The organism is Nonomuraea muscovyensis (assembly GCF_014207745.1).
Lineage (GTDB): Bacteria > Actinomycetota > Actinomycetes > Streptosporangiales > Streptosporangiaceae > Nonomuraea > Nonomuraea muscovyensis.
In genome coordinates, this window is record NZ_JACHJB010000004.1 from 480,131 (window position 1) to 497,987 (window position 17,857).

A 17,857-nucleotide genomic window follows, 5' to 3' on the forward strand; every position below is an offset into this window, starting at 1 on the left:
GAAGGGTGTCAACCTAGCCACCGATACCGGTGTTCCGGGCGGCCGGCGGTGCCGTATCGGGGACGCAGTTCGGCCCGGCCCACCACGCACAGGTACTCCAGGTAACGGCGGGCGCTGACCCGTGACAGGCCGGCCAGCTCGGCGGCCTCGGCGGCCGACAGGTCGCGGCCCGCCGCCCGCAGCGTGTCGGCGACCAGCGCGCAGGTGGCCGGCGACAGGCCCTTGGGCAGCGCGGACACCGAGCTGGGCGTGCCGAACAGCCGGTCGACGTCGTCCTGGCGCGCCTCGGGGCCGATGGCGGTGAGCTGCCTGCGGGTCTCGGCGTACTGCTGGAGCCGCTCGGCCAGGGCGGTCGCGGTGAAGGGCTTGATCAGGTAGTTGACCGCGCCGCGGCGCATCGCCTCCCTGACGGTGGGCACGTCGCGGGCGGCGCTGATCACCAGCACGTCCACGTCGGCCAGGTCCTTGAGCACCTCCAGCCCCGACATGTCGGGCAGGTAGATGTCGAGCAGCACGAGGTCGGGCCGGAGCCGGGCGACCGCGGCGAGGGCGTCGGTCCCGCTGTGGGCGGTGGCGACCACCTCGAAGCCGGGGACGCGGGAGACGTAGCCGCCGTGGATGCGCGCCACCATGAAGTCGTCGTCCACGACGAGCACGCGGATCCGCGTCATCGGGCCGCCGCCTCGACGGGCGGCGGCAGCAGGGCCGTGAACACCGCGCCGTCGTCGTTGCGGACCTTCACCCAGCCGCCCCGGCGCAGGCACGCCTGCCGGGTCAGGGCCAGGCCCAGGCCACGGGGCCCCGACTGGGCCGCCTTGGTCGTGAAGCCCTCCCTGAAGACCTCCTCGACCAGGTCGGGGGCGATGCCCGGCCCGGAGTCGCCGACGCGCACGCGCAGGCCGTCGGCGCCGGCCCGGACGGACACCTCGATCGTGCCGGCCGCGCCGTCGAGCGCGTCGATCGCGTTGGCCACCAGGTTGCCGACGACCAGTACGGCGTCCTGCGGGTCGCCGAGCTCGCCCTCGGGCACGTCGGAGTCGTCGGCGAGGACCAGCCGGGCGCCGCGCTCGGCCGCCTCGGCCGACTTGGCCAGCAGCAGCGCGGCCAGCGTCGGGTCCTGCACCCGTTCGCGCAGGTCGGCGGCGTAGGCGCCGACGGTGCCTTGGGTGATGAAGCCGATGGCCGCCTCGTGCTCGCCCAGCTCCAGCAGGCCGACGACCGTGTGCATGCGGTTGGCGAACTCGTGCGCCTGGGCGCGCAGCGCCTCGGTCGCGCTGCTGGTGTCGTCGAGCTCGCGCGCGAGCCGTACCAGCTCGGTGCGGTCGCGCAGCGTCACCACCCAGCCGCGGTGCTGGCCGCGCACGGAGACCGGCGTGCGGTTGAGCACCAGCACGCGGTCACCGTGCAGGACGATCCGGTCCTCGCCGGGGTCGGCGCCCCCGAGCACGTCACGCATGCGGTCGGAGACCGGCATCCGCGTCAGGTCCTCGCCGACGTCACCGAGCAGTTCGCGGGCCGCGTCGTTGACCAGCGTCACCCTGCCCGTGAGGTCGAGGGCGAGGACGCCCTCCTTGACGCCGTGCAGCACGCCCTCGCGCTGCTCCAGCAGCGCGGCGATCTCGCTCGGCTCCAGGCCGAACGTCTGCCTGCGCACCCGCGCGGTGATCAGCGCCGCCGCGGCGAGCCCGGCGAGCAGCACCGCCAGCGCCGTCCACAGCAGCGGCGGCAGCGCGCCCGCGAGCTCGCCGATGACGGTGGCCTCCAGCACGCCCACCGAGACCAGTCCGATGACGTCGCCGTACTCGTCGAAGACGGGCGCCTTGCCGCGGACCGTGGTGCCGATCGTGCCGGTCTCGGTGCCGACCCAGCTCCTGCCGGTCGTGAGCACCGACGTGCCGTCGGTGGACAGCTTCCGGCCGATCAGCGCGGCGTTGGGGTGGGCGTAGCGGGTCTGCTCGCGGTTGGCGATGACGACGTAGTCGGCGCCGGTGGACTGCTGCACGCCCAGCGCGAGCGGCTGCAGCACCGTCTCCGGTTCGGGCAGGTCGAAGGCGGCGCGGACCTGCGGCAGCCCCGCGACCGACTGGGCGATGGCCAGCGCCCGCCGCTGGTGCAGCGAGTCGAGCTGGTCACGGGTGCGGGTGGCCCACACGCCGGCGGTGCCGCCGACGGCGAGCAGCACGATCACCATCTGCAGCACGAAAAGCTGGGTGCCGAGGGAGGCGTCACGAACCCGTCTCATCTGCCTCATCGAAACAGTTGCAGGTCACAGCCGGGTCGCGACCAAAACGACCTAAAAGACTACTATCAGAGAAAGCTCGACTCTGCCGGGGACGGACTTCACCATCCAGATTCCATAGCGTGAAATCCCCCCTTGGAGTACACATGCGTCTGCGCACCCTCGCCGCTCTGGCGGCGCTCTCATTGGCCGCGCTGACCGGCTGCGGCGAAAACGCTACCGGCGGAGGTGGCGGCGGCACCGGCACGCTCCGCATCATGGCTCCCGCCTCGCCGGGCGGCGGCTGGGACCAGACGTCCCGCGTGGCCGAGCAGGCACTCAAGGCCGCCGACCCGAGCCGCAAGTACGAGGTCTTCAACGTGCCCGGCGCCGGCGGCACCATCGGCCTCGCCCAGCTCGCCGGGGAGAAGGGCAACGGCAACCTGCTGATGACCATGGGCCTGGTCATGGTGGGCGCGATCGAGCAGAACAAGTCGAAGGTCACGCTCACCGACACCACGCCCATCGCCAAGCTGACCGAGGAGTACGAGATCGTCGTGGTCCCGGCCGAGTCGCCGCTCAAGTCACTGTCGGACCTGGCGGCCGCCTGGAAGGCCGACCCGGCGAAGGTGTCGGTCGCGGGCGGTTCGGCCGGCGGCACCGACCACATCGTGGCGGGCCTGATGGCCAAGGCCGCGGGCGTCGACCCCAAGCAGGTCAACTACATCGCCCACTCCGGCGGCGGCGAGGCGCTGAACGCGCTGCTCGGCAACAAGGTCACCATCGGCATCTCGGGCGTCGGCGAGTTCGCCGAGCACGTCAAGTCCGGCAAGCTGCGCGCCCTCGGCGTCACCTCGGGCGAGCGCCTGGCCGACCTCGACGCGCCCACGCTCAAGGAGGGCGGCCTGGACGTCGAGGTGGCCAACTGGCGCGGTTTCGTGGCCCCCGGCGGGCTCAGCGACGCCGACAAGAAGACGCTGACCGACCTGGTCACCAAGATGCACGACAGCCAGGTGTGGAAGGACGCGGTGGCCAAGAACGGCTGGATCGACTCCTTCCAGACCGGCCAGCAGTTCGCCGACTACCTCACCTCCGAGCAGACCAGGGTCAAGGCCATCATCGCCGAGATGGGCCTCGTGTCCTGATGTCGCCTGACATACCCGTACCGGAGGCTCCCGCCACCGGCGCCGCGCCCGACGGCGAGCGGCGCGGGTGGTGGCGGCCCGAGCTGGCGCTGGCCCTGGTGGTGCTGGGCCTGGGCGTGTTCGTCATCGTGGGCACCCTGGACGTGGCGGCCGCCGCGTCGCAGCTCGGCATCGGGCCGCGGTTCTTCCCGATCCTGGTGGGCGGCGCGATGATCGTCGTGGGCGTGTTCTACGTGGTGGACGTGCTGCGCGGCGGGCGGGGCGACCCCGAGGAGAGCGAGGACGTGGACGCCGACGCGCCCGCCGACTGGCGCAGCGTCGCGCTGGTGAGCGGGATCTTCCTGGCGTTCACCGCGGTCCTGAACGTGGTCGGCTGGATCATCGGCGCGTCCCTGCTGTTCTTCGGGCTGTCGGTGGTGCTGGGCGCCGAGCACAAGATGCGGGCGGCGGTGGTGGGCGTGATCATCGGGATCGTCACCTACCTGCTGTTCGTCAAGGGGCTGGGCGTCACCCTGCCGGACGGCCCGCTGCAGGGGGTGATCTGACGTGAGCTCCTTCCAGCTCCTGATGGAGGGGTTCGCGGCGGCGCTCACGCCGGTCAACCTCCTGTACGCGCTGGTCGGCGTCACCCTCGGCACCCTCGTCGGCGTGCTGCCGGGCATCGGGCCCGCGATGACCGTGGCGCTGCTGCTGCCGATCACGTTCACCGTGCCGCCCGCGAGCGCGTTCATCATGTTCGCCGGCATCTACTACGGCGGCATGTACGGCGGGTCGACGACGTCGATCCTGCTCAACACGCCCGGTGAGTCCTCCTCGATGATCACCGCGCTGGAGGGCAACAAGATGGCCCGGCGCGGGCGGGCGGCGCAGGCGCTGGCCACGGCGGCCATCGGCTCGTTCGTGGCCGGCACCATCGCCACCGCGCTGCTCGTCGTGGCCGCGCCCGCGGTCGTGGACTTCGCGATCGGCTTCGGTCCCGAGGACTATTTCGCGCTGGCGATCCTGGCTTTCGTGGGCGTGTCGGCGGTGCTGTCCCGTTCGCTGGTGCGCGGGCTGGCCTCGCTCGGGCTGGGCCTGGTCATCGGGCTGATCGGCATCGACCAGCAGACCGGGCAGGCGCGGCTGACGCTGGGCGTACCCCAGCTGCTCGACGGGATCGACGTGGTGATCGTCGCGGTCGGGCTGTTCGCGCTGGGCGAGGCGCTGTACGTGGCCTCGCGGCTGCGCCACGCCACTCCCGAGGTGGTGCCCGTGGGCCGAGCCTGGATGGGCCGTTCGGACTGGGCGCGCTCGTGGAAGCCGTGGCTGCGCGGCACCGCGTTCGGCTTCCCGTTCGGCGCGCTGCCCGGCGGCGGCGCGGAGATCCCCACCTTCCTGTCGTACGCGACGGAGAAGAAGCTGGCGCGGGGCGTCGCCCGCGAGGAGTACGGCAAGGGCGCCATCGAGGGCGTCGCGGGGCCCGAGGCGGCCAACAACGCCTCGGCAGCCGGCACCCTCGTCCCGCTGCTCACGCTGGGCCTGCCCACCTCGGCGACGGCCGCGATCCTGCTGGCCGCCTTCCAGCAGTACGGCCTGCAGCCCGGCCCCCAGCTCTTCGACCACAACCCGGCCCTGGTGTGGGGCATGATCGCGTCGCTGTTCATCGGCAACACGATGCTGCTGGTGCTGAACCTGCCCCTGGCCCCGCTCTGGGCCCGGGTGCTGCGCATCCCCCGCCCCTACCTGTACGCCGGGATCGTCCTGTTCGCCGCACTGGGCGTCTACGCGCTCAACGGCACGGTGGTCGACCTGGTGGTGCTGTTCGTCCTCGGCCTGCTGGGGTTCGCGATGCGCCGCTTCGGGCTGCCCATCGCCCCGGCGGTGATCGGCATGATCCTGGGGCCGATGGCGGAGATCCAGTTGCGCCGGGCGCTGGCCATCGGGGCGGGCGACGTCACGGTGCTGGTGCAGAGCCCGATCGCGGTGGTGCTGCTCCTGCTGTCCCTCGGCGCGCTGCTCACTCCCGTGGTGCGCAAGCTGCTCGAACGCCGCGAGTTGGCGCCCACGCACATCCGCGAGGAATAACCCGCCGCCTCCTGGGCACCAGGGACAGTGCTTCAGGGGAGGCTGCAGGGATGCGCGAAGGCCCCGCCCGGTCCATCGGGACCGGACGGGGCCTTCACGTGTCCTGCACGGCCCGCCCGTGTCTCCTTCGGGAAGGCCGGCTTCTCCAGGTCTGCTCAGAGACGCCCGGCAAGCTTCTCCAGGTCTACTCGGAGACGCCCAGCTTCTCCAGGATCATCGCCCTCGCGCGGGCAGCGTCGGCCTTGCCGCGGCTGGCCTTCATCACGCCGCCCACCAGCGCGCCGGCCGCCGCGACCTTGCCGGAGCGGACCTTGTCGGCCGCGTCGGCGTTGTCGGCGATGACCTGGTCGACGATCGCCGACAGCTCACCCTCGTCATTGACGATCTTGAGCCCGCGCTTCTCGACCACCTCGTCCGGCGAGCCCTCGCCGGCCAGCACGCCTTCGAGCACCTCGCGGGCCAGCTTGTCGTTGAGCGACCCGGCGGCCACCAGCTCGGTCACCCTGGCGATCTGGGCGGGCGTGATCGGCAGGTCGGCCAGCGCCACGCCGGTCTCGTTGGCGCGACGCGCCAGCTCGCCCATCCACCACTTGCGCGCGTCGGCCGGCGGGGCGCCCGCCGCGACCGTCGCCTCGACCAGGTCGATGGCGTCGGCGTTGTGCATCGCCTCCATGTCCAGGTCGGACAGGCCCCACTCGGCCTGCAGCCGCTTGCGCTTGACCGACGGCAGCTCGGGCAGGGCCGCCTTCAGCTCGGCGACCCATGCCGGGTCGGGCGCGATCGGCACCAGGTCGGGCTCGGGGAAGTAGCGGTAGTCCTGCGCCTCCTCCTTGGACCGGCCGGACGTGGTGGTGCCGGTGTCCTCGTGGAAGTGACGGGTCTCCTGCACGATGCGGCCGCCGTCGGCGAGGATCGCCGCCTGCCGCTCGATCTCGCTGCGCACCGCGCGCTCGACGCTGCGCAGGGAGTTGACGTTCTTGGTCTCGGTGCGGGTGCCCCACTCGGAGGAGCCGCGCGGCATCAGCGACACGTTGACGTCGCAGCGCAGCGAGCCCTCCTCCATGCGCACGTCGGAGACGCCCAGCGAACGCATGATCTCGCGCAGTTCGGTGACGTACGCCTTGGCCACCTCCGGCGCCAGCCGGTCGGAGCCCGGGATGGGCTTGGTGACGATCTCGACCAGCGGGATGCCGGCCCGGTTGTAGTCGACGATCGAGTAGTCGGCGCCGTGGATGCGGCCGGTCGCGCCGCCCATGTGGGTGGACTTGCCGGTGTCCTCCTCCAGGTGCACCCGCTCGATCTCGATCCGCACGCTCTTGCCGTCGACCTCGATGTCGAGGTAGCCGTCGAAGCAGAGCGGCTCGTCGTACTGGGAGATCTGGTAGTTCTTCGGCATGTCCGGATAGAAGTAGTTCTTCCGGGCGAAGCGGCACCATTCGGCGATGGAGCAGTTGAGCGCCAGGCCGATGCGGATCGTCGACTCGATCGCCTTGGCGTTGGCCACCGGCAGCGAGCCGGGCAGCGCCAGACACGTCGGGCAGACGTGGGTGTTGGGCGGCGCGCCGAACGTCGTCGGGCAGCCGCAGAACATCTTGGACGCGGTGCCCAACTCGACGTGCGTCTCCAGGCCGAGGACCGGCTCGAACCGGCCGAGCGCCTCGTCGTAGGCCATCTTCGTGGTCGTCCCGGTGTCCGTCACAGTGCCGGAGCCTCCTTCAGCAGCGGGCCGCCCCAGCGGCTCTCCAGGGCCTTCTCGACTGCGGCGCCCACCCGGTAACAGCGGTCGTCGCCCAGCACCGGCGCCATGATCTGCAGACCGACGGGGAGCCCGTCCTCGTCGGCCAGGCCGCACGGCACCGAGATGGCCGCGTTGCCCGCCAGGTTGGTCGGGATCGTGCACAGGTCGGCGAGGTACATCGCCATCGGGTCGTCGGCCCGCTCGCCGATCGGGAACGCCGTGGTCGGCGTCGTCGGCGAGACCAGCACGTCGACCTGGTGGTAGGCGGCCTCGAACTCGCGCGAGATGACCGTGCGCACCTTCTGGGCCTGGCCGTAGTAGGCGTCGTAGTAGCCGCTGGACAGCGCGTACGTGCCGAGCATGATGCGCCGCTTGACCTCGGGCCCGAACCCGGCGGCCCGGGTCAGCGCCATGACCTCCTCGGCGCTGCGGGTGCCGTCGTCGCCGACGCGCAGGCCGTAGCGCATGGCGTCGAAGCGCGCCAGGTTGGACGAGCACTCCGACGGCGCGATCAGGTAGTAGGCGGGCAGCGCCGTCGCGAACGACGGGCACGACACCTCGACGACCTTGGCGCCGAGCGACTCCAGCAGCGCCACGGCCTCGTTGAAGCGGGCCAGGACACCCGGCTGGTAGCCGTCGCCGCCGAACTCCTTGACCACGCCGATCCGCATGCCGGCCACGTCGGCCTGCCGCGCGGCCTCCACCACAGAGGGCACCGGGGCGTCGATCGAGGTCGAGTCGAGCGGGTCGTGCCCGGAGAACGCCTCGTGCAGCAGCGCCGCGTCGAGCACGTTGCGGGCGAACGGGCCCGGCGTGTCGAGCGAGCTGGCGAACGCGATCAGCCCGTAGCGGGACGAGCCGCCGTAGGTGGGCTTCATCCCGACGATGCCGGTGACGGCGGCCGGCTGGCGAATGGAGCCGCCCGTGTCGGTGCCGGTGGACAGCGGCGCCTCGTAGGCGGCCACGGCGGCGCTCGACCCGCCGGACGAGCCGCCCGGCACCCGGTCGAGGTCCCACGGGTTGCGGGTCGGGCCGTAGGCGGAGTTCTCGGTCGAGGAGCCCATGGCGAACTCGTCGAGGTTGGTCTTGCCGAGGATCACCAGCCCGGCCTCGCGCAGCCTGCGCGTGACCGTCGCGTCGTACGGCGGGTGCCAGCCTTCGAGGATCTTGGACGCGGCCGTGGTCGGCATGTCGCGGGTGGTGAAGATGTCCTTGTGCGCGATCGGCACGCCGGCCAGCGGGCCGAGCCGCTCACCGGCCTTCAGCCGCTCGTCGACGGACCTGGCCTGCGCGAGCGTGACCTCGCGGTCGACGTGCAGGAACGCGTTGACCTTCGGCTCGACCTCGGCCATGCGGTCGAGGTGCGCCTCGGCCACCTCCACGGCCGACGTCTCGCCGCCGGCGATCAGCGCGCCCAGCTCCGCGGCCGTCTTGTGGATCAGACTCATGCCTCCTCCCCCAGGATGCGCGGCACCCGGAAGCGGTCGTCCTCGACGGCGGGAGCGCCGGAGAGGGCCTGCTCGGGGGTGAGAGACGGTCGCACCTCGTCGGCACGGAAGACATTGGTCAGCGGGAGCGCGTGCGACGACGGCGGCACGTCCTCGGCGGCGACCTCGGCTACTTTCGCGACCGACTCGATGATGGCATCGAGCTGCGTGGCGTAGTGGTCGAGCTCGTCGTCCGTGAGCGCCAGCCTGGACAACCGGGCCAGGTGTGCGACCTCGTCGCGGGTTATGGCGGACATGAGTCGTTGAACCCGTTTCGTGGATGGAGTTTGGACACTCACATCCTAGGGGCCTTGACGGAACGCCTCCGAACCATTAACCACCTGGAAACACGCCCCGAGCCGCCGTCACCCGTACAGCTCGTCCACCCCCACCGCCCGCACGTCCGCCTCCGAGGCCAGAGCACCGTCGAATCCCGTCGCGCTGTAACACGCCAGCACGGTGTCACGCACGTCGTAGCCCTTCGCGCCGAGCACCTCCCTGGCCCGCCTGAGCCGCGCGCTGTGCCTCGGCCCCATCCTCTTGCCCCACTTCACCTCGCCCAGCGAGAGCACCCGCCGGGGCTCGCCGGGCATCGCGGGCGCGAAGACCACGACGTCCACCTCGATCTGCTCGCGACGCTCGGCATCGGCGACGACGCCGGCCCCGACCTCTCCCGGCAGTTCGCCGAAGACGTCCTCGATCCGGGCGAACTGGCGGCACAACTCCTCGAAATGCGGCCCCACCACCCGGTCGTGGAAACGTCCCTGCGAGTCCGCCCAGACGGCCGCCGCCCGCCCGCTCTCCAGCAGCCCCCAACGAGGGCGCATCACGACCTGGTAGAACGTCACCAGTGGTTCGCACACGTGATAGACCGAGCGAGACGGGCGGAAGACGTCGGGATCCCGCCGCAGCAGGCAGCTGTCCTCCAGCACGTTGAGGTGATGGCCGATGTCGGCGGCCTTGCGTCCGATGTATCCGGCTATCCCGCCCCGGGTGCCGTTGCCGGTCGCGACGGCGGCCAGCACGGAGTGGTAGAGAGCCGAGTCTCGTACGTCCGTCTCCTCCTCCAGGAGGTAGCGGGCCTCGCGGAACAGCGGCGTCCCCGGGTCGAGGACGGTCCGCTGAACCCATGCGTCGAAGTCGTCGAGACCCTGCGGCGTGTCGTCACCGACGAACCGCAGGTACGCAGGCGTGCCACCGACCACAGCGTGGGTGCGCACCGCCAGCCGGGGGTCCGTGATCCGCCAGTAGTCCGCTGCCAGGCGATAGTCGAACGGGCGCACCACCAGTTCCATCGACGCCCGGCCACGCAGCGGCGCGCCCCCCGCCAGTAGGCGGCCCATCACCGACATCGCCGATCCGCACAGCAGCAGGGACACCGGGGCATCCACGGCGATCGCCCGGTCGATCTCCCGCTGGATGATCGACGGCAGCGCGGGCGACACCTTGCTCAGGTAGGGGAACTCGTCGATCACCATGATGTCCCGGCGTTCGGCGCCGATGGCGAACGTCTGCCGGATCGCCTCGTCCCAGTTGCCGAACCGGAACGGCGCGGGGGCGCCCACGTGCTCGGTGAGGGCCTCGGCGTAGAGGCTCAGCGACTCGGTCTCGGTGGCCTCGGTGGCCCCGAAGTAGAACCCGCCGGCCTCCCTGACGAGCGCCTCCACGAGGAACGTCTTGCCCTGGCGGCGCCGGCCGCTGACCACCCCGAGCTGTGGGCGGCGCCCTGCCCCCGCTGCGAACCGGGCCAGGTGCCGCCACTCGAAGTCACGGGCGAAGACGCGCTCAGGCTTGAGGATCACAGGCCGTCCAAGATATCGAAGTGTACTTCGACGAAGTGTACTTCGATGCTCAGGCCGTGTGGGTGACCTCGGGGTGGTAGGCGTACTCGATGTCGGAGCCGGCGTGGCGCTCCTGGAGCCAGGCCGTGGCGTCGGCGGGAGGCATGGGGCGGCCGAAGAGCCAGCCCTGGCCCAGGTCGCAGCCCATCTCGGCGAGTCGCAGGGCGATCTCGTCGGACTCGACGCCCTCCGCGACCGAGCGCAGGCCGAGGGAGCGGACCAGGTCGACGATGGAGCGGACGATCCTGGCGTCGTCCTCCGACTCGGCCATCCGCCTGACGAACGACGCATCGATCTTCACCTCGGAGACGGCCAGGCGCTGCAGCCGGATCAGCGAGGAGTAGCCGGTGCCGAAGTCGTCCAGGGCGAGCGGCACCCCGAGCGCCGCCAGCGCCTTGATCGTCTCGTGCAGGTAGGCCTGGTCGCCCATGAGGATGCGCTCGGTGACCTCGAGCTGAATCGCCGCCGGCGGCAGGTCGTACTTGGCCAGACCCAGCTCCAGTTGCTCGGGCAGGGCGGAGCCGAGCAGGTCGCGGGCCGAGACGTTGACCGACACCCGCACCCGCAGGCCCGTGTGCCACCAGCGGGCGGCCTGCTGCAGCGCGGCGTCGATGACGTAGGCGGTGAGCTGGCGCATCAGGTAGGACTGCTCGGCCAACGGGATGAACTCCGCCGGGGCGATCGGCCCGTGCACCGGGTGGCGCCAGCGCAGCAGGGCCTCCACCCCGTGCACCGTGCCGCTCGTGAGGCAGACCTTGGGCTGGTAGTGCAGCGCCAGTTCGCCGTTGTCGACGGCACGGCGCAGGTCGCCCAGTAGGTTGAGGCGTTCGGGAGAGTTGCGGTCCTTGTCGGGCTGGTAGAGCTCGACGCCGGTGCGCCCCTCCTTGGCGAGGTACATGGCCACGTCGGCGCGCTGGAGCAGCAGTTCGAAGTCGGGAGCGTGGTCGGGGTAGAGCGCGATGCCGACCGAGCCGTCGAGGTCGAACGTCATGCCCTCCAGCCGGACCGGCTCGGTGAGGGCGGCCCGCAGCCGGGCCGCCACTTCGCGGGCCGCGTGGGCGTCCCTGATGGACGGCAGCAGGACGGCGAACTCGTCACCGCCGAGCCGCGCCACGACGTCGCCGGGCCGTACGGAGTGGGTGAGCCGGTGCGCCACCATCTGCAGCAGCCGGTCGCCCACCGGGTGGCCGAGCGTGTCGTTGACCTCCTTGAACCGGTCGAGGTCGAGCAGGAACAGGCCGACCCGATCCTCCTGCCGGGCCTCGGCCAGCGCCTCCTCGGTGCTGACGATCAGCATCTTGCGGTTGGGCAGTCCGGTCAGCTCGTCGTGCATCGCCTGGTGGTCGCGACGCATGGACAGCGTGGCCGTGAAGTAGACGGCCGCCAGCGGCGCCACGAACAGCGGCACGAGTTCGGGCGCGCGGCTCATCACCACCACGACCAGCGGCGCGAGGCCGAGCAGCCCGGCGTAGACGAGGCTCTGCGGGCCGAGCGACGCCCTCAGCACCCGGGTGATCGAACGCCGCTCGTGCAACGCCACCGCCCCGCTCACCAGCGCGGCCCGTACGGCGAAGTAGGCGACGCCCGCCAGCACCATGGCCGGCAGGTCGCTCCCGGACGGCACCCACGGCCGTTCGGGAGCGGGCACGATCCCGAACGCGCCGAGCACGGCGGCCGCCGAGGTCAGCGCGAGCGTCGACTGGGCGGTGTTGAACAGCACCCGGTGCCACGCCTTGCGCGTCACCACCCCGTTGAGAGCGACGGCCACCGCCTGCATCAGCACGGCGACGGGCAGCCCGAGGTGCAGCAGGACGGCGAAGGTGAACATCGTCGAGGGGTAGGTGCCGCCCACCTGGGTCGCGGACGACACCATGACGGGGCGCAGCTCTCCCAGGATGACCAGCACCGCCAGCACCCAGAACAGCGGCGAGCGCGCGAGCTCGGCCAGCGGGGCCGGATCGAGCCCGAGAATGGCGGCCACCAGCGCGGTGAAGCCGATCACGGAGACGCCCGCGAGGTACGCCCACAGGGGCGTGCCGACGCGTGGTCCTGTGTCGCGGGTGTCGGTTGGGTCAGTCATCGGTAAACAGAACCCCCATCAGGTCACTATGGGAGGGTACGACCTTTACCCCACTTCGCGAAACCAAGCGCGTACGTTCTGTCACTTCTCCTTTCGGACATATGCCCAGAAACAACACTCTGTAGACAGCATATCGACGCTCTGTACCTGTGGAGCGGGTTTCCGGCCTTTTGCCGCCGTCGCGGGAAATCTCCGCGGGAAGACCTGTCAGCGGTCGCGTCAAGGGATACGGGCCGCCAGGGCGTACCGGACGAGGCGGCGCCCGGCTCTCCGCGCCACGTCGTCCCGTCAGGACCATCAGGACCTCGGGACCACCTGACCGTCAGGACCATCAGACCGTCAGGACCGTTAGACCGTTGGGACCTCGGGACCACCAGGGCCGTCAGGACCATCAGACCGTCGGGACGTCTCCCGAGAGTTTCACTGACCGCGACGGCGGCCGTCTCCTCTCAGCCGGCGGCTGTGGAGATCTCGCGGGCCGCCGGGGAAGATCCGGCGGACGGTCCTCCTGCTCAGGATGCCCGGGTCCGCTCCGGCCCACCGCATGGTCGTCCGGTGGCGGGAGGTAGGGCCGGACGTGGCCGGCGACGATCGCGGCGACGTCCCCGGCATCGCGGGTCCCGTCGGTCTCGATCACCCGGACGCCGAGCAGCCGGGCCGAGCGGACGGCGTCGTCGGCGACGAGGCGGTCCCGGGACGTCGGCAGGTAGGTCATCCGGGGTGCGACGACGCGGGCGCCAGGCGAACTCGATGCCGACGCGGGACGACATCCCGGACGCGACCACGCAGACGCCGGACGAGCGATGCCGACGTGGGACGCCGAGTGAGAGGACCGTGCGGCCCCGGCAGGGTCGGGTGCGTGTCCACGCCGGCGAGGACGTCTCGCGGGCGTGATCCGCGAGCCGGGCGGCGGCCTCGTCACACTTCGACGTGTTCGACCGGAGCGACGTCGCGGCGCCGCTCCGGGCCGGTGTGTTCGGCGCGGTGACCCTGGCCGTGGCGAGGGGAGGTCGCGGTCTCGGCGGGCCCCTCGTGCAGCGTGCGGCGCTCGGCGTCGAAGCCGTGTCCGCGGCAGAAGCCGTTGGCGACGATCAGCCGCGCGCGAGCGGGCGTGTAGGCACTGGCGTGCAGGGCGACGGTCACGCCCTGGCACCTCGGGCAGATGGCCGGCTGTTCGACTGTCATGGAAGCCCTTCCGGGGGAGACACGCGGGCGCTGACTGGATGGGCCTGCCCGGGAAACGCGATCACACACCCCACCGTGCGCCCTTGTCGTCCCGCCGGTGACCGTCCGGTGGCGCCCACGGCGCCCTGACCGCGGGCGGGCGCCTATTCCTTGTCCGGGGTGACGGCGACCGCGGAGGCGGCCTCCGGGCCGTCCTCGAGCAGGACCCGGAAGCCCTGCTCGTCGAGGATCGGCACGCCCAGGCTGACCGCCTTGTCGTACTTGGAGCCCGCGTTCTCCCCCACCACCACGAAGGACGTCTTCTTCGACACCGACCCCGCGACCTTGCCGCCCCGGCTGGTGAGGACCTCGGCGGCGCTGTCGCGGGTGAAGCCGTCGAGGGTGCCGGTCACGACGAAGGTGAGGCCCTGGAGAGTCTGCGGCCCCTTCTCCGGAGCCGGCTCGTCCGCCATGCGCACCCCGGCCGCCCGCCAGCGTTCGATGATCTCGCGGTGCCAGTCGACCGCGAACCACTCGCGGATGGTGGCGGCGACCCGGGGGCCGATGCCCTCGACGGCGGCCAGTTCCTCCTCCGAGGCGTTCATGATGGCGTCCATCGAGCGCATCTGGCCGGCGAGGACTCGGGCGGTGGGCGGCCCGATGTGGCGGATCGACAGGGCGACGAGGACCTGCCACAGGGGCCGCTGCTTGGCCTCCTCCAGCTCCTGCAGGAGCGTCAGCGCGTTCTGGCTGGCCTGACCGTTGACGTTGGAGAAGAACGAGACGACCTTCTCCTCGCCCGTCCTGGGGTCGATCTTGGGCAGGCCGGTGTCCTTGTCGCGCACCACCGACTTGATGGGGATGAGCTGTTCCAGCGTGAGGTCGAACAGGTCGGCCTCGGTGCGCACGGCCGGCTGCTGCGGCGGGAGTGGCTGGGTGAGGGCGGTGGCCGCGACGTAGCCGAGGCCGGTGATGTCGAGCGCCGTGCGCCGGGCGGCGAAGTAGATGCGCTCGCGGATCTGCGCCGGGCAGCCGCGGGCGTTGGGGCAGCGCAGGTCGGCGTCGCCCTCCTTCTCGTAGGCCAGCTCGGTGCCGCACTCGGGGCAGTGGGTCGGCATGACGAACTCCCGCTCGGAGCCGTCACGCATCGCCACGACCGGACCGACGATCTCGGGGATGACGTCGCCGGCCTTGCGCAGCACGACCATGTCGCCGATGAGCACGCCCTTCTTGACCACGATCGCGGCGTTGTGCAGCGTGGCCCGCTCGACCGTGGAGCCGGCGACGACGACGGGCTCCATCACCGCGAACGGCGTGACCCGGCCGGTGCGGCCGACCCCGACCTGGATGTCGAGCAGCTTGGTGTTGACCTCTTCGGGCGGGTATTTGTAGGCGATCGCCCAGCGCGGCGCCCGTGAGGTGGAGCCCAGCTCGCGCTGGGTGCGGAAGTCGTCGACCTTGACGACCACGCCGTCGATCTCGTAGGGCGGGTCGTGCCGGTGGACGCGGTAGTGCTCGATGAACTCGTTGATCTCGTCGAGGCTCCCCACCACCTTGTAGAGGTCGCTGACCGGCAGCCCGAACTCGCCCAGCCGGTCGTAGACCTCCGACTGGGCGCGCGGCGCCGTCGCGCCCTCCCATACGCCGACCCCGTGGACGATCATGCGGAGCGGGCGCTGGGCGGTGATGCGCGGGTCCTTCTGGCGCAGGGTGCCCGCGGCGGAGTTGCGCGGGTTGGCGAAGGGGGCCTTGCCCTGCTCGACGAGCTGCTCGTTGAGCTTGGTGAAGTCGTCGACCGGGATGTAGACCTCGCCGCGCACCTCGACCAGGCTGGGCACGTCGTCGCCGCGCAGCCGGTGGGGGACGCCCTTGATGGTGCGGACGTTGGGGGTGACGTCGTCGCCCGTGCGGCCGTCGCCCCGGGTGGCGCCGCGCTCCAGCTTGCCGTCACGGTAGACGAGCGCCACCGCCAGCCCGTCGATCTTGAGCTCGACGAGGTAGGGGCCGGGGTCGCCCTCGGCCAGCCGCGCGGCCCTGGCCTGCCAGGCGGCCATGTCGTCGGCGTCGAAGGCGTTGTCGAGGCTCTCCATGCGGGCGAGGTGCTGGACCTTGGCGAAGTCGCCCGAGACCGGCGCGCCCACCTTCTGCGTCGGCGAGTCGGGGGTCTGGAGCGACGGGTGCGCCTTCTCCAGGGCGAGCAACTCGTTGAACCAGCCGTCGAACTCGGCGTCGCTGACCGTCGGCTGGTCGAGCACGTAGTAGCGCCAGCGCGCCTCCTCGACCAGCTCCGCCAGCTCCGCGTGCCGCTTCAGCGCGGCCACCGGCACGCCCCCGGCGCTTGGCTCGCCCACGCGAGTCCTCCTTCGCTCTCGCCGCGTTCCCGACCTGAGGAAACGCTATCGCCCGGCACTGACAACAACGGCCCGTGAAGCCACCATGAGACCCCCACGAGACCGCCACGGGTCACCGCCCGCGAGACTCGCCCTCCGGGTCGTCCCTGAGCACCTGGGCCGCCTTGCGGCAGGCGGCCAGCGCCGCCCTGGCGTAGGCCGGTGAGGCTCCTGCCAGTCCGCAGGCCGGGGTCAGCACGACCTGCCCGGACAGCCGGTCGGGCGCGAAGCCGAGCCGCCGCCACAGCTCCAGCGCCGGTTTGGCGACCACGTCCGCGCCGGGCAGCCGGGTGTCGGTGCCCGGCACCACGCCGAGCAGCAGCACCATGCCCGCCTCGACCGCCGAACCCACGGCCTCCTCCTCACGCCGCCTGACCAGCGAGGCGTCCACCGACACGCCCCGCACGCCGGCCCTGCGCAGCAGGTCGTACGGGACGGCCGGCGCGCAGCAGTGGACGACGGGGTCGGGGAAGGCGCGCAGCGACTCCTCCGCCCGCCACTCCTCGACGGCCGCCAGCCGCCCGAACCCCGACGCGGTCGGCACCGTGCCGGCCAGCGCGCCGGGCAGCCCCGGCTCGTCGAGCTGGAGCACCACCTCGGTGACGCCGGGCAGCCGCCGCCGCACCTCCGCCACGTGGTCGGCGACCCCCTGCGCGAGCGAGGCGGTCAGGTCGCGCACCGCGCCGTGGTCGGACAGCATCTTGTCGCCGTGGCGCAGCTCCACCGCGCCCGCCAGCGTCCACGGCCCGCACACCTGCACCTTGATCGGCCCCTCGTAGGCGTGCCCGACCTCCTCCAGCCCGTCGAGGTCGCGTCTGAGGTGGTCGACGGCCCTGCGGTGGTCACGACCGGGCCGGTCGGTGAGCCGCCATCCCGACGGCTGCACCTCCACCGGCAGGTCCACCAGCAGCGCCGCCGTCCGGCCGGCCATGTCGGCGCCCACGCCACGCGCGGGCAGCTCCGGCAGGTACGGCAGGCCGGGCACCTCGCCGAAGACGACCCGTGCCGCCTCCAGATGATCCTGTCCGGGATGTGACCCGACCCCGGTGGCTTCCCACGTCAACATGGGACAAGCGTAGGCTCTCGTGGATGAGGCTCACCAAGTACGGCCACGCGTGCGTACGGCTGGAGAAGGACGGCAAGGTCGTCGTCATCGACCCGGGCACGCTCAGCGAGGCGGCGGCGTTGGACGGCGCCGACGCGGTGCTCATCACGCACCAGCACTTCGACCACGTCGACGTCGAACGCCTGAGGTCCGCCTCCTCCGAGCTGGAGGTGTGGACCTGCGAGGGCGTCGCCGGGGAGTTGACCGATGTTCCGCCCAAGGTGCGGGTGGTGCGGCACGGCGACGACTTCACGGCTGCGGGGTTCGCGGTCCGGGTGTACGGCGAGTGGCACGCGAGGAACCACCCCGACATGCCGATCGTGCAGAACGTCGGGTTCCTGCTCGACGACGAGGTGTTCTACCCGGGTGACGCGCTGACGGTGCCCGACGTGGAGGTGCCGACGCTGCTGGTGCCGACCAACGCGCCGTGGCTGAAGGGCCTGGAGATGGTCGAGTATCTGCGCACGGTGCGCCCGGCACGCGCCTACTCGACGCACGACGGCCTGCTCAACGACGCCGGGCTGTCGCTGGTGGACGGCTGGCTGAAGCTGGAGGCCGACAAGCAGGGCGCCGACATGCGCAGGCTCGCCGTCGGCGAGTCGGTCACCCTGGGCTGAGACCGGGC

14 protein-coding genes are annotated in these 17,857 nt (G+C 71.7%); 4 read left to right on the forward strand and 10 right to left on the reverse strand.

Translation table 11 applies throughout. The annotated features are described in order from the left end of the window. Nucleotides 1-8: 8 nt before the first annotated feature. Together FHU36_RS40010 and FHU36_RS40015 are read right to left on the reverse strand one after the other, a co-directional pair. On the reverse strand, nucleotides 9-671 hold the full coding sequence (locus tag FHU36_RS40010) for a response regulator (protein WP_185089309.1): 663 nt from the start codon (nucleotides 669-671) through the stop codon (nucleotides 9-11). Further along, complete coding sequence (locus FHU36_RS40015; RefSeq protein WP_246503238.1) at nucleotides 668-2,242, reverse strand: ATP-binding protein; 1,575 nt, start codon at nucleotides 2,240-2,242, stop codon at nucleotides 668-670. Before FHU36_RS40015 ends, FHU36_RS40010 begins: the two co-directional genes overlap by 4 nt. A 143-nt stretch (nucleotides 2,243-2,385) precedes the next feature. Here FHU36_RS40015 and FHU36_RS40020 point away from each other — a divergent pair, with 143 nt between their 5' ends. From FHU36_RS40020 to FHU36_RS40030, 3 genes are read left to right on the forward strand one after another with little or no spacing between them, the layout of a single operon-like run. Then, complete coding sequence (locus FHU36_RS40020) at nucleotides 2,386-3,363, forward strand: Bug family tripartite tricarboxylate transporter substrate binding protein (protein WP_185089311.1); 978 nt, start codon at nucleotides 2,386-2,388, stop codon at nucleotides 3,361-3,363. Further along, the gene (locus FHU36_RS40025; protein ID WP_185089312.1) at nucleotides 3,363-3,908 is read left to right on the forward strand and encodes a tripartite tricarboxylate transporter TctB family protein; all 546 of its coding nucleotides are present in this window, start codon (nucleotides 3,363-3,365) and stop codon (nucleotides 3,906-3,908) included. The genes FHU36_RS40020 and FHU36_RS40025 overlap by 1 nt, the downstream gene beginning before the upstream one ends. 1 nt (nucleotide 3,909) lies before the next feature. Then, complete coding sequence (locus tag FHU36_RS40030) at nucleotides 3,910-5,427, forward strand: tripartite tricarboxylate transporter permease (RefSeq protein ID WP_185089313.1); 1,518 nt, start codon at nucleotides 3,910-3,912, stop codon at nucleotides 5,425-5,427. A gap of 184 nt (nucleotides 5,428-5,611) precedes the next feature. Here the strand turns inward: FHU36_RS40030 and gatB are convergent, their stop codons facing one another. From gatB to FHU36_RS40070, 8 genes are all read right to left on the reverse strand, one after another. Continuing rightward, complete coding sequence (gene gatB, locus FHU36_RS40035) at nucleotides 5,612-7,099, reverse strand: Asp-tRNA(Asn)/Glu-tRNA(Gln) amidotransferase subunit GatB (RefSeq protein WP_185089722.1); 1,488 nt, start codon at nucleotides 7,097-7,099, stop codon at nucleotides 5,612-5,614. A 23-nt stretch (nucleotides 7,100-7,122) separates the two neighbouring features. After that, nucleotides 7,123-8,613 (reverse strand): Asp-tRNA(Asn)/Glu-tRNA(Gln) amidotransferase subunit GatA, encoded by a 1,491-nt coding sequence (gatA, locus tag FHU36_RS40040; RefSeq protein WP_185089314.1) that lies wholly within the window; start codon nucleotides 8,611-8,613, stop codon nucleotides 7,123-7,125. After that, on the reverse strand, nucleotides 8,610-8,909 hold the full coding sequence (gatC, locus tag FHU36_RS40045; RefSeq protein ID WP_113699768.1) for an Asp-tRNA(Asn)/Glu-tRNA(Gln) amidotransferase subunit GatC: 300 nt from the start codon (nucleotides 8,907-8,909) through the stop codon (nucleotides 8,610-8,612). The genes gatA and gatC overlap by 4 nt, the downstream gene beginning before the upstream one ends. A 108-nt stretch (nucleotides 8,910-9,017) precedes the next feature. Continuing rightward, on the reverse strand, nucleotides 9,018-10,454 hold the full coding sequence (locus tag FHU36_RS40050) for an ATP-binding protein (protein WP_185089315.1): 1,437 nt from the start codon (nucleotides 10,452-10,454) through the stop codon (nucleotides 9,018-9,020). Nucleotides 10,455-10,503: 49 nt separating this feature from the next. Beyond that, nucleotides 10,504-12,573, reverse strand: coding sequence for a putative bifunctional diguanylate cyclase/phosphodiesterase (locus FHU36_RS40055; RefSeq protein WP_185089316.1), 2,070 nt, complete (start codon nucleotides 12,571-12,573; stop codon nucleotides 10,504-10,506). A 918-nt stretch (nucleotides 12,574-13,491) separates the two neighbouring features. Further along, nucleotides 13,492-13,758, reverse strand: a complete 267-nt coding sequence (locus FHU36_RS40060; RefSeq protein WP_185089317.1) for a hypothetical protein — start codon at nucleotides 13,756-13,758, stop codon at nucleotides 13,492-13,494. Nucleotides 13,759-13,901: 143 nt separating this feature from the next. Beyond that, nucleotides 13,902-16,088: an NAD-dependent DNA ligase LigA gene (gene ligA / locus FHU36_RS40065; protein ID WP_185089318.1), complete on the reverse strand. Its 2,187-nt coding sequence runs from the start codon at nucleotides 16,086-16,088 to the stop codon at nucleotides 13,902-13,904. A gap of 112 nt (nucleotides 16,089-16,200) precedes the next feature. Next, nucleotides 16,201-17,193 carry a methionine synthase gene (locus FHU36_RS40070; protein WP_185089319.1) on the reverse strand — a complete coding sequence of 331 codons (993 nt, stop codon included), beginning with the start codon at nucleotides 17,191-17,193 and terminating at the stop codon, nucleotides 16,201-16,203. Between the two features lie 23 nt (nucleotides 17,194-17,216). Here FHU36_RS40070 and FHU36_RS40075 point away from each other — a divergent pair, with 23 nt between their 5' ends. Then, entirely contained in the window at nucleotides 17,217-17,849 is a 633-nt protein-coding gene (locus tag FHU36_RS40075) for an MBL fold metallo-hydrolase (RefSeq protein ID WP_185089320.1), read from the forward strand. The last annotated feature ends 8 nt before the right edge of the window (nucleotides 17,850-17,857 follow it).

Coding starts and splice junctions, on each gene's coding strand:
- FHU36_RS40010 (WP_185089309.1), bottom strand. CDS start 671: ATGACGCGGATCCGCGTGCTCGTCGTGGACGACGACTTCATGGTGGCG.
- FHU36_RS40015 (WP_246503238.1), bottom strand. CDS start 2,242: ATGAGACGGGTTCGTGACGCCTCCCTCGGCACCCAGCTTTTCGTGCTG.
- FHU36_RS40020 (WP_185089311.1), top strand. CDS start 2,386: ATGCGTCTGCGCACCCTCGCCGCTCTGGCGGCGCTCTCATTGGCCGCG.
- FHU36_RS40025 (WP_185089312.1), top strand. CDS start 3,363: ATGTCGCCTGACATACCCGTACCGGAGGCTCCCGCCACCGGCGCCGCG.
- gatB (WP_185089722.1), bottom strand. CDS start 7,099: ATGGCCTACGACGAGGCGCTCGGCCGGTTCGAGCCGGTCCTCGGCCTG.
- gatA (WP_185089314.1), bottom strand. CDS start 8,613: ATGAGTCTGATCCACAAGACGGCCGCGGAGCTGGGCGCGCTGATCGCC.
- gatC (WP_113699768.1), bottom strand. CDS start 8,909: ATGTCCGCCATAACCCGCGACGAGGTCGCACACCTGGCCCGGTTGTCC.
- FHU36_RS40055 (WP_185089316.1), bottom strand. CDS start 12,573: ATGACTGACCCAACCGACACCCGCGACACAGGACCACGCGTCGGCACG.
- FHU36_RS40060 (WP_185089317.1), bottom strand. CDS start 13,758: ATGACAGTCGAACAGCCGGCCATCTGCCCGAGGTGCCAGGGCGTGACC.
- FHU36_RS40070 (WP_185089319.1), bottom strand. CDS start 17,193: ATGTTGACGTGGGAAGCCACCGGGGTCGGGTCACATCCCGGACAGGAT.
- FHU36_RS40075 (WP_185089320.1), top strand. CDS start 17,217: ATGAGGCTCACCAAGTACGGCCACGCGTGCGTACGGCTGGAGAAGGAC.